Origin of the sequence: Streptomyces zinciresistens K42 (assembly GCF_000225525.1) — a bacterium.
GTDB lineage: Bacteria > Actinomycetota > Actinomycetes > Streptomycetales > Streptomycetaceae > Streptomyces > Streptomyces zinciresistens.
Window position 1 is genome coordinate 1 of the sequence record NZ_AGBF01000210.1, and the last position, 10767, is coordinate 10767.

Below are 10767 nucleotides of genomic sequence, written 5' to 3' on the forward strand. Positions count from 1 at the left end.
CGGCGGGCGCCGCCGGAGCGTTCCCGGGCGCCGCCGGGTCCGCCGGGGCCTGGGGCCGGGTGGTCGCCGTCTTCCTCATGCCGCCCTCCGGGGTTCGTTCGGCAGCCGGCCCAGGACCGCGGCCAGGCTGCGGGCCGTGCCGGCCCAGCCGTTCAGCGCGGCCCGCCGTCCGCGCGCCGCCGCCTTCAGCCGGCGCCGTACGTCCGGCTCGCCGAACCAGCCGCGCAGTTCGGCGGCGATCGCGGCGGGGTCCTCCGGCGGGACGAGGATGCCGGGGACGCCGCCGTCGGGCGCCCGGCCGACCGCCTCGGGCAGCCCGCCGACGTCCGTCGCGAGCACCGGGACGCCGCGCGCCAGGGCCTCGGTGACCGCCATGCCGTAGGTCTCGGCGTAGGAGGCGAGCACCATCAGGTCGGCGCTGTGGTAGCTGGCGTCGAGGGCGGCGCCGGACCGCGGGCCCGCCAGCACCAGCCGGTCCTCCAGGCCGTGCCGGGCGATCTGGGACCGCAGGCCGGACACGTAGGCCGGGTCGTGGTTCAGCCCGCCGACGCAGACGCAGGTCCAGGGCAGCTCGGGGACGGCGGCCAGGGCCTCCACGAGCCGGTGCTGGCCCTTGCGCGGGGTCACGGCGGCGACGCACAGCAGCCGCGACACCCCGTCGGTGCCGGGGGCGAGGGGCGCGATGTCGGCGCCGGGGGCGGCGGCGTGGACCCGTTCGGGGGCGAGGCCGTGGTGGGAGACGAGGCGGCGGACCGCCCAGTCGCTGGTCGCGACGACGGCGGGGACCGCGCGCAGCACGGTGCGTTCGAGGGCGTCCAGCCGTGCGGCCACCGCGGGTTCGAGTCCCGTCTCGTCGCCGAGCGGGAGGTGCACGAGGACCGCGAGGCGCAGCCGCTCCGCCTGCGGGACGATGATCTCGGGCACCCCGCAGGCCACCAGCCCGTCGAGCAGGACGACCGCGCCGTCGGGGAACTCCCCGAGGGTACGGGCGAGTTCGGCGCGGGCCGCCGCGCCGGGGCGCGGCCAGTCGCCGTCCACGGCGTGCTGGTGCACCTGCCAGCCGAAGCCGGGCAGATCCAGACTCACCCGCCGGTCGTAGGCGTTGCCGCCGCTCGGGGCGGTCGGGTCGTGGACGCCGCCGGGCAGCACGAAGTGGACGGAACGCAGGGACATGGGGATGATCTCGGCGTTCTTCAGGGCGGGGTGGCGCACGGGGACGAAGCCGAGCGCGACCTGCTCCGCCCGGTCCGCGACGGGCCCGCGGTCCAGGGCCCGGCCCCGGCCGAGGGCAGTCGTCGCGTGCGTGCCCGCGGTCCGGCGCGGGGCCGTGTCCTTCTCCAGGGTCACGTCGGTCACAGGCCGCGCTCGTAACTCGCCCACGCGACGTGCGACTCGTGGAGGGTGACGGTGAGGCCGGCGAGCCCCCTGGCGCCCTCGCCCAGCGCGCCCTTGGCGATGCGCTCGGCCAGCCGGTCGGCGATGACCTTGGCGAGGAACTCGGTGGAGGTGTTGACGCCCGCGAAGTCCGGTTCGTTGTCGAGGTTTCTGTAGTTCAGCTCACCGACGACGGCCCCCAGTTCCCGTGTGGCCAGCCCGATGTCGACGACGATGTTGTCGTCGTCCAGCTGCTCGCGCCGGAAGGTGGCGTCCACCAGGAACGTCGCTCCGTGCAGGCGCTGCGCGGGTCCGAAGACGTCGCCGCGGAAGCTGTGGGCGATCATGATGTGATCGCGGACGGTGATGCTGAACAACGGACGACCCTCCAGGTGCGGTGCGCCTAGTCCCCGGCCGATGGCCGCCGGGGATGCCGTGTAGTACGGCTCTCCGGTTCGCCGTGTTCAGCGCGCTCTCACTCTTTTCTCAGGTCAGGCGCTCCTGCTCGTGCCGGATCGGACGGGTCCGTCAGGGGGTGCCGGTGTAGCTGACCCGGTGGCAGAGCGCCGCGACCTCTCCGGAGGCGAGCTTCGGCAGCACCGCCGGCAGGTCCTCGAACGCGCTCTCGCCGGTGATGAGCGCGTCCAGCGCGGGGTCGGCGAGCAGGTCGAGGGCGAGGGCCAGCCGGTCGGCGTAGGTGCGTCCCGGGCGGGCGGCGGGCGAGACGGTGCCGACCTGGCTGCTGCGGACCGTCAGCCGCCGGGAGTGGAAGGACTCGCCGAGCGGGAGGGTGACCCGCCGGTCGCCGTACCAGCTCAGTTCGACGACCGTGCCCTCGGGGGCGAGCAGGTCGAGCGAGCGTGCGAGCCCCTGCTCGGTGGCGCTGGCGTGGACGACGAGGTCGCAGCCGCCGAGCGCGTCCTCGGGCCGGGCGAAGGCCGCGCCCAGGGCTGCGGCGACCTCGGCGCGGGCGGGGTCGGCGTCGACGAGTTGCAGGCGTACGCCGGGGAAGCGGGCCAGCAGGGCGGCCACCGAGCAGCCGACCATGCCGCCGCCGACGACCGCGATCCGGTCGCCGACCAGGGGGCTCGCGTCCCAGAGCGCGTTGACGGCGGTCTCCACCGTGCCCGCGAGGACGGCGCGCCGGGCGGGCACGGTCTCGGGGACGACGGTGACGGCGCTCGCGGGGACCACGTACCGGCTCTGGTGCGGGTACAGGCAGAAGACCGTACGTCCGGCCAGCGCGTCCGGCCCCTCCTCCACGACGCCGACGCTCAGGTAGCCGTACTTCACCGGGGCGGGGAAGTCGCCCTCCTGGAAGGGCGCCCGCATGGCCGCATACTGGCTGTGCGGGACGCCGCCGCGGAACACGAGTGTCTCCGTGCCCCTGCTGACCCCCGAGTAGAGCGCGCGCACCAGGACGTCGCCGGCGCCCCGTTCGGGCAGGGCCACGTCCCGGATCTCGCCCACGCCCGGGGCGCGGAGCCAGAACGCGCGCGCGGTGCGGTTCATCGGGATCCTCCTGAACGATCTGCGATCTGCCCACGTACCGAGGTGTGCACAGGTCGCGCACAGTACGCGGCCTTGATCGACTCTGTCATCCGGCCGGAGGAATCTGCGGTGGCCCTGAACAACACTTACGACGCGAGGCTGGTCCAGCAGGAGACCGCCGTGGGAGCGGGCGTGCAGATCCTGTTGCTGGCCCTGCTCGGATCGGCGATCGGGATGGGCCCGGCGGGCTGGCTGACCGGCCTGGCCTTCGCCGTCGCCTCCTGGGCGCTGCTCTCCCTGGCCCTGCACCGCTCCCGGCTGCGGACGTTCGGCCCGGCCAACCGGGTCACGCTCGGACGCGCCACGCTGGTCGGCGGGGTCACCGCGCTGGTCGCGGACTCCTTCCAGGACTCGCCGCCGGTGACGCTGTTCGTCGGGCTGACCGCGGTGGCGCTGATCCTGGACGGCGTGGACGGCAGGGTGGCCCGCCGCACCGGCACCTCCACGGCGCTGGGCGCCCGCTTCGACATGGAGGTGGACGCGTTCCTGATCCTGGTGCTGAGCGTGTACGTGTCGATGTCGCTGGGCCCGTGGGTGCTGCTGATCGGCGTCATGCGCTACGGCTTCGTGGCCGCCGCCCGCCTGTGGCCGTGGCTGAACGCCGCGCTCCCGCCGAGCACGGCCCGCAAGACGGTGGCCGCGATGCAGGGCGTGTTCCTGCTGCTGGCCGCCTCGGGCCTGCTGCCCCTGGTGGGGACGTGCGCGGTGACGGCGCTGGCCCTGGCGGCGCTGGTGTGGTCCTTCGGCCGTGACGTGCTCTGGCTCCACCGCACCTCGCGCACCCGGCACACGGGCGTACCCGAGGTACCGCGGCTGGTCGCGTCCTGAGCCCGTGAACCGCCGGGCGGCGTCCGGTGCGGCGTCCGGTGCCGAACGGCGTCCCGGGTCCGGCGGACCCGGGACGCCGTTGGGCGGGGGTCAGCGCTTCTGTTCGACCCTCACCCAGTCCACCTCGGCCTGCACCGCGCCGCCCGCGATGCGGTCCACGCTGGACTGGGGCAGGCCCCAGTAGGGGGTGGTGACCTGGTTCCAGCCGGCCGGGTAGGCGCCGCCGAGGGCCAGGTTGAGGATCACGTACTGGTTGCCGCCGAAGACCCACTGGCCGCGGGTGGACTCCATCTTGTTGCGGGTCGTCTCCTGGACCAGCCGGTCGTCCACGAAGAAGCGCATGGCGGTCGGGGTCCACTCGACGGCGTAGGTGTGCCACTGGTCGACCGAGCCGCCGCCGGGGAAGGTCTGGCGGGCGCCGATGTTGCCGTCGGCGGAGTAGCCGGGGCCGTGCAGGGCGGTGCTGGTCCAGTCGCGGTAGCCGATGGCCTCCATGATGTCGGTCTCGCCGGAGGCGGGCCAGGACACCGACGGGTCGTCGACGTTGCTGCCGAGCATCCAGAACGCGGGCCAGAAGCCGTCGCCGACGGGGAGCCTCATCCGGGCGCTGACCCGGCCGTAGGTGAAGTCGAACCTGGTGTTGGTGTCGATGCGGCCGGAGGTGAAGTCGTAGGTGCCGCCGCCGGCCTTGGTGCAGCCCTTGCAGTACTTGGCGCGCAGGACCAGGTTGCCGCCCTCGGTGCGGATGTTGTCGGTGGAGTCGACGTACGCCTGCGACTCGCCGTTGACCGAGCCCATCTCCGTGCCGGTGCGCACCACGCGCCACTTGGAGCGGTCGAGCGCGGCGCCGGTGAAGTCGTCGAAGAAGGCGGTCCGGTAGGTGCCCGGCTGCTCCGCGGGCAGCGCCGGGTAGGCGGCGTCGGCGCTGCCGCCGGTGCCCCAGACCTGGAACTCGTAGAGGGAGTAGCCGAACTGGGCCGTCGCGGGCGCGGGGTTGTAGAAGCTGCGGCGCTCCTTGCCGAGCACGCGGACGTAGCGGCCGGTCGCCGGGGAGGGCAGGGTGACGGTGTCGCGCAGACCCACCGCCTCGGCCGGTGACCTGACGTCGGCGCGGCGGGCGGCGACCTCGGCGGCCGAGGGGCGGGCGACCGTGCGCCAGGTGCGGTTGTCGTCGGAGACCTGGAGTTCGTAGTCGACGGCGTAGGCCGCCTCCCAGTACAGGTCCACCGAGGTGATCGTGGAGGTGGCGCCGAGGTCCACGGAGATCCAGCGGTCGGCGTTCCAGTCGCTGGACCAGCGGGTGGCGTCGTCCTTGAGGTTGGCGGGCCAGCCGCCGTCGGTGACGAACGCCGGTGAATTGCCCGCGTGCTGGTAGTAGTTGGTGTAGGCGGGGTGGTTCAGGGCGAGGTTGGTGCGGGTGGTCGACGCGGGTGCCCGTTCGCCGCCGTAGACCCTGAAGGAGTAGAGGGAGTAGCCCCACGGTGTCGCGCGTTCCACGCCGCGCATCCGGACGTAGCGGCCGGTGACCTCCTGCGGGTAGGTCTGGGCGGTGACCGTGCCGCCCGTGCCCGCGGTCTCCGTGTAGAAGGGGGTCCAGTCGGTGCCGTTCTTCGAGACCTCCAGGACGTAGCGCTTGCCGTAGGCGGCCTCCCAGTCCAGGACGACGCGGTCGATCCGGATCGTGGCGCCGAGGTCGACGCGGATCCAGGCGCCGTCGGCGAAGTCGCTGGACCAGCGGGAGGCGCCGTCGCCGTCGAAGGCGAGGCCGGGGGCGGTCGCGGCGTTCTCGCTGCCGGACGCGGTGACGGAGGCGGGGGCGGCGGCGTAGGCGGCACCGGCGCGGTCGGTGTCCCAGGCCGCGGCGGCCGGTGCGGCGGTCGCGGGGGCGCCGAGCGTGCCGGAGGACAGCAGGGCTGCCGTCGCGAGGGCGGCGAGGAGGGTGCGGGGGAAACGGGTCGGCATGCGGCTCTCCTGAGGGTCGGTGAGGTCGATCTTGTCGCGTGCATGACAGTCGATCAGACGTGCGCAGGGCAGATCGCAGGACGGTTTCCTTGCCGGCACCGGAGCGGGAGCGCTCCCGCGGGACGGCGGGCGCGGGCTCCGGTCCCCGCGCCCGCCGCGTCCGGGATCAGGCCGCCCGGCGCACCCGGCTGCGATGGGCGCCGACGATGTCCGCGTACCGGTGCCCGGTGCCCTTGATCGTGCGGACCTGGGTGCCGTAGTCGACGTGGACGAGCCCGAAGCGCTTGGCGTAGCCGTACGCCCACTCGAAGTTGTCCAGCAGCGACCACGCGAAGTACCCGGCCAGCGGGGCGCCCTTGCGGGCCGCGGCGGCACAGGCGGCGAGGTGGCGCACCAGGTAGTCCTGGCGCTCCGGGTCGTCGACCGTCCCGTCCGGGCGGACGACGTCCGGGAAGGCGGAGCCGTTCTCGGTGATGTAGATCTTGCGCGGCGCGTACTCGCCGGTCAGCCGCAGCAGCAGCGTCTCGATGCCGCTCGCGTCGATCTCCCAGTCCATGCCGGTGCGCGGCACGTCCGGGCGGCGCACCGCGCGGGCGTACGGCGCCGGGCCCCCGGGGTCGTCGACGACATGGGCCGGGAAGTAGTAGTTCAGGCCCAGCCAGTCCAGCGGCGCGGCGATCGTCCGGAGGTCGCCGGCCCGCTCGGGGAGGTCGACGCCGTACGTCTCGACCATGTCGGCCGGGAAGCCGCGGCCGTGGACCGGGTCGAGCCACCAGCGGTTGACGTGGCCGTCCTGGCGGCGCGCGGCGGCCTCGTCCTCGGGGCGGTCGCCCGCGGCGAACACCGTCGAGAGGTTGTTGACGATGCCGACCTCGGCGCCGGGCGCGGCCGCGCGGATCGCCGCGGTGGCCAGGCCGTGCCCCAGCAGGAGGTGGTAGGAGGCGCGCACGGCGGCCGTCAGATCGGTCAGACCGGGGGCCATCGTGCCCTCCAGATGGCCGATCCAGGCCGAGCAGGAGGGCTCGTTGAGGGTCGCGAAGTGCCGGACGCGGTCGCCGAGCCGGGCCGCCACCACCGAGGCGTACTCGGCGAAGTGCTCGGCGGTCTCCCGCTCGGGCCAGCCGCCCCGGTCCTGGAGCGCCTGCGGCAGGTCCCAGTGGTAGAGGGTGACGGACGGGGTGATGCCCGCCTCCAGCAGCGCGTCGACCAACTCGTCGTAGAAGGCGAGCCCCTTGGCGTTGACCGGGCCGGTGCCGCCGGGCACGACGCGCGGCCAGGCGACCGACAACCGGTAGGCGTTCGTGCCGAGCCGGCGCATCAGGCCGATGTCCTCGCGCCAGCGGTGGTAGTGGTCGCAGGCCACATCGCCGGTGTCACCGTTGTCGGTCTTGCCCGGGGTGTGCGAGAAGGTGTCCCAGATCGACGGGGCACGGCCGTCCTCCGCGACGGCTCCCTCGATCTGGTACGCCGCTGTGGCGGTGCCCCACAGAAAGTCGTGCGGCAGTGCGGCGAGGTCGATGCGGTCGGACACGGAGATCCCTTCAGGACGGGTGCGTGGGGTCACTTGACGGCGCCCGCGGTCAGGCCGGCGACGAGATAGCGCTGGAGGAGGAGGAAGCCGGCCACCACGGGGAGGCTCACGACCAGCGAGGCGGCCATGATCTGGTTCCAGTAGACGTCGTTGAGCGTGGAGTAGCCCTGGAGGCCGACGGCCAGGGTGCGGGTGGTGTCGTTCGTCATCACCGACGCGAACAGCACCTCGCCCCAGGCGGTCATGAACGCGTAGACGGCGACCGCGACGATGCCGGGCACGGCGGCCGGCACGACCACCCGGAACAGCGCGCCGAGCGGGCCGCAGCCGTCGACCGTCGCCGCCTCGTCCAGGTCGCGCGGCACCGAGTCGAAGTACCCGATGAGCATCCAGATCGAGAACGGCAGCGAGAAGGTCAGATACGTCAGGATCAGACCGCCGCGCGAGCCGAACAGGGCGATGCCGGTGGCGTTGCCGATGTTGACGTAGATGAGGAACAGCGGGAGCAGGAACAGGATGCCCGGGAACATCTGCGTGGACAGCACGGTGACGGTGAAGACGCGCTTGCCGCGGAACTCGTAGCGGCTGACGGCGTAGGCCGCGAACACCGCGATGACCACCGAGAACACCGTCGCCGCGCCCGCCACGACCAGCGAGTTCACGAAGTACCGGGCGAGCGGCACGGTCGACCAGATGTCGATGTAGGGGCGGATCGTCAACTCGCTGGGCAGCCAGCGGAACCGGCCCGTGACGTCGGCCAGCGGCTTGAGCGAGCTGGAGACCATCACGTAGACGGGCAGCAGCACGAAGCCGGTGAGCAGCGTGAGGAAGATCCGGCGGGACCAGCGGAACGAGCGCGGCGGCGCCATCGGGGAGCTAGACATCGGCGGTCCTCCGTCCGCGCGAGGTGAACCAGAGGTATCCGCCCGTCACCACGAGCAGGAACAGCAGCAGGAGCACCGACATCGCCGATCCGGTGCCGAAGTTCCAGGTGACGAAGCTGGCTTGGTAGATGTGGATCGAGATGAGGTTCGCGGCCTCGGGCGCCGACTTCCCGAACAGGACGTAGGGCGTGTTGAAGTCGTTGAACGTCCACAGGAACAGCACGAGGACCAGCACCTGGTTGACCGGGCGCAGGGACGGCAGCGTGATGCGGCGGACCTGCTGGAGCATGCCGGCGCCGTCCAGGGCGGCGGCCTCGTACAGCTCCCTGGGGATGTTCTGGAGTCCGGCCATCACGATGAGGAAGGCGAACGGCCAGCCCTTCCACACCGACACCGTCAGCAGCGCGTAGAAGCTGTTGTCGCCGATGAGCCAGAACAGCGGCTTGTCGGTGAGGCCGAGCTGGTCGTACAGCACCTTGTTCACCAGGCCGTTGTCGCGCTGGAACATGAAGACCCAGGTGATGACGGCGGTGTAGACGGGCAGCGCGTACGGCACGAGGAACAGGGCCCGCAGCACGCCCCGGCCGCGGAAGTTCTCCTGCATGTAGAGCGCGGCGGTGGTGCCGATGAGCCAGCACAGGCCGACCGAGAGCAGCGTGAAGGTGAGCGTGACCGTGAACGACTTCAGCAGCGCCTCGCCCACCGGGGCGTTGAAGTCCACCGCCGTGCGGTAGTTGTCGAAGGCGCTCCAGGGCGCGGTGGTCCAGTCGCGGAGGTAGAACTGCGTGAGCGTCTTGAAGCTCATGACGATGCCGATGACCATCGGCACCAGGTGGACCAGGAGTTCCAGGAGCAGTGCGGGGAGCAGAAGCAGGTAGGGCAGTCCGATGCGGCGGATCCGCCCGGGACGGCGGCGGGGTCCGTCCGCCGTCCCGGGGGATGTGTGACGCTCGGCGGCCTCGTCGGGGACCGTCGTCGTCATCGTGCTCACTTCGTCGGCATCTGCTGCTGGGCCTTGTCCAGGGCGGCCTTCACGGACGCCTCGGTCACCGGCCGGCCGGCGGCCGCGTCGGCGAACAGTGACTTGACGGCCGTACCGACCGTCGTCTCGAACTGCGACTCCTCGGCGACCTGGGGAGCGGCGATGGCGCTCTTGGCGAGGGTGTCCTTCAGGACCGCGTTCGCCGGGGTGTTGAAGGCCGGGTCGGCCTGGGCGCCCTTGACGGGCGGGATCGAGCTGTACGCCTGGTTGAGGATCTTCTGCTCGCCGTCGCTCGTCATGAACTTCACGAACTTCGTGGCACCGTCGAGGTTGTCGGTGTTCTTGAAGACGGCCATGTTGATGCCCATGACCATCGAGTTGACGCCGGTGCCGGTGCCCGGGGTGCCGGACTGGACGGGCACCGGGGCGATGCCGTAGGCGTCCTCGCTCATGCCCTGCGACGTGAGGTTGGCGGAGGCCGACTGCCACAGCAGCATGGCCGTCCTGCCCTTGGCGAAGTCGCTGACGGACTGGTTCTGGGCGTACTCCGCGTTGCCCGGCGCGATGATCTTGTCCTTGGCCATCAGGTCGACGAACTGCTTGACGCCGGTGACGGCCTTGGGGTTGGTGTAGTCGGGCCTGCCGTCGGGCGTGAAGAACTCGGCGCCCTGCTGCTTGGCGAAGACGACGGCGTGGTGGATGTTCTCCGAGAGGTTCGAACCCTCCACTCCCAGGCCCCACTTGCCGCCCTTGGAGAACTTCTTCCCGGCCGCCCTGAACTCGTCCCAGGTGGCCGGCGGCTTGGAGATGCCCGCGTCGGCGAACATCTTCTTGTTGTAGTAGAGGGCGTAGGCCATCGAGTACAGCGGCACCGCCGCCGGGTCCTTGCCCTCGGCGCCGGTCGAGCCGAGCGCGGAGTCCACGAACCGGTCCTTGCCGCCGATCCTGCCGAAGTTCTCGGCGGTCCACGGCAGCAGGGCGCCGGTGGCCTGGAGCGAGGCGCTCCAGGTGTTGCCGATGTTGAGCACGTCGGGCCCCTGGCCGGACGTGGTCGCGGTGAGGATGCGGTTGAGCAGGTCCGACCAGGGGACCACCTCCACCTTCACCTTGATGCCCGTCTGCTTCTCGAACTTGTCGAGCTCGGGCTGGAGGACCTTCTTGTCGACCTCGACGCTCGCGCCCTGGTTCGAGGCCCAGTACGTCAGCGTCTTCGGCGAGTCGTCGGACCCGCCGCCGGTCGACGAACCGCCTCCGCAGGCCGTTGCGGCCAGGGCGAGAGACATGGTGACGGCAGCTACGGCCGCGGTCCGCTCAGTGCGCATGGCTCCAGGTGTCCCTTCCGGGAGTACTGCTGCTTAATTTAGAGCGTGAGTTAAGCCCCTGGACGAGGCCGCGTCAAGGCTTTCGACGCGGGAGCCCGACTCTGGTCGAACCTCTTGACTCCAGCGTTTCGCGGTTGAACCATTCAGCGGCGAGAGAGCGCTCCCGAAACCCCACCATGTTCATTTCCTGAACCAGGAGAGCCGCCCCATGCCTGAGTCCTCCGCGCACTCCCCCCGCCCCGAGATCGGCCGCCGCACCCTGCTGGGCGCCGCCGCGGCCGCCACGGCCGCCCCCGCCGTGCTGGGCGCCGCCGCCTCCCGGGCCGCCGCCTC

Annotated in this window: 9 protein-coding genes; 1 reads left to right on the forward strand and 8 read right to left on the reverse strand. The window is 72.0% G+C overall.

What is annotated here, in order from left to right:
• Positions 1-75: 75 nt before the first annotated feature.
• The 3 genes from SZN_RS31550 to SZN_RS31560 all read right to left on the reverse strand — a co-directional run bounded on the left by SZN_RS31550 (position 76) and on the right by SZN_RS31560 (position 2886).
• Positions 76-1356: a glycosyltransferase family 4 protein gene (locus SZN_RS31550; RefSeq protein WP_007503013.1), complete on the reverse strand. Its 1281-nt coding sequence runs from the start codon at positions 1354-1356 to the stop codon at positions 76-78.
• Complete coding sequence (locus tag SZN_RS31555) at positions 1353-1751, reverse strand: 6-pyruvoyl trahydropterin synthase family protein (RefSeq protein ID WP_007503014.1); 399 nt, start codon at positions 1749-1751, stop codon at positions 1353-1355. The genes SZN_RS31550 and SZN_RS31555 overlap by 4 nt, the downstream gene beginning before the upstream one ends.
• Positions 1752-1902: 151 nt before the next feature.
• Complete coding sequence (locus SZN_RS31560; RefSeq protein ID WP_007503015.1) at positions 1903-2886, reverse strand: zinc-dependent alcohol dehydrogenase; 984 nt, start codon at positions 2884-2886, stop codon at positions 1903-1905.
• Between the two features lie 108 nt (positions 2887-2994).
• Between SZN_RS31560 and SZN_RS31565 the strand changes: the two genes are divergently transcribed.
• Positions 2995-3753 carry a CDP-alcohol phosphatidyltransferase family protein gene (locus SZN_RS31565; RefSeq protein ID WP_007503016.1) on the forward strand — a complete coding sequence of 253 codons (759 nt, stop codon included), beginning with the start codon at positions 2995-2997 and terminating at the stop codon, positions 3751-3753.
• A gap of 90 nt (positions 3754-3843) precedes the next feature.
• On the opposite strand, the gene SZN_RS31570 is transcribed toward SZN_RS31565, so the two are convergent.
• The 5 genes from SZN_RS31570 to SZN_RS31590 form a co-directional block, all read right to left on the reverse strand.
• A complete protein-coding gene (locus SZN_RS31570) occupies positions 3844-5715 on the reverse strand; it encodes a discoidin domain-containing protein (RefSeq protein WP_007503017.1) in 1872 nt (623 codons plus the stop codon).
• A gap of 166 nt (positions 5716-5881) precedes the next feature.
• Positions 5882-7246, reverse strand: a complete 1365-nt coding sequence (locus SZN_RS31575) for a GH1 family beta-glucosidase (protein ID WP_007503018.1) — start codon at positions 7244-7246, stop codon at positions 5882-5884.
• 29 nt (positions 7247-7275) lie between these two features.
• Positions 7276-8115: a carbohydrate ABC transporter permease gene (locus tag SZN_RS31580; RefSeq protein WP_007503019.1), complete on the reverse strand. Its 840-nt coding sequence runs from the start codon at positions 8113-8115 to the stop codon at positions 7276-7278.
• Between the two features lie 7 nt (positions 8116-8122).
• Positions 8123-9112, reverse strand: a complete 990-nt coding sequence (locus tag SZN_RS31585) for a carbohydrate ABC transporter permease (protein ID WP_043734140.1) — start codon at positions 9110-9112, stop codon at positions 8123-8125.
• A 5-nt stretch (positions 9113-9117) separates the two neighbouring features.
• On the reverse strand, positions 9118-10434 hold the full coding sequence (locus SZN_RS31590; protein ID WP_007503021.1) for an ABC transporter substrate-binding protein: 1317 nt from the start codon (positions 10432-10434) through the stop codon (positions 9118-9120).
• Positions 10435-10767: the final 333 nt, after the last annotated feature.

Excerpts from the sequence above, each read along its gene's own strand:
- SZN_RS31560 (WP_007503015.1), bottom strand. The coding sequence starts at position 2,886 with ATGAACCGCACCGCGCGCGCGTTCTGGCTCCGCGCCCCGGGCGTGGGC.
- SZN_RS31570 (WP_007503017.1), bottom strand. The coding sequence starts at position 5,715 with ATGCCGACCCGTTTCCCCCGCACCCTCCTCGCCGCCCTCGCGACGGCA.
- SZN_RS31580 (WP_007503019.1), bottom strand. The coding sequence starts at position 8,115 with ATGGCGCCGCCGCGCTCGTTCCGCTGGTCCCGCCGGATCTTCCTCACG.
- SZN_RS31585 (WP_043734140.1), bottom strand. The coding sequence starts at position 9,112 with ATGACGACGACGGTCCCCGACGAGGCCGCCGAGCGTCACACATCCCCC.
- SZN_RS31590 (WP_007503021.1), bottom strand. The coding sequence starts at position 10,434 with ATGCGCACTGAGCGGACCGCGGCCGTAGCTGCCGTCACCATGTCTCTC.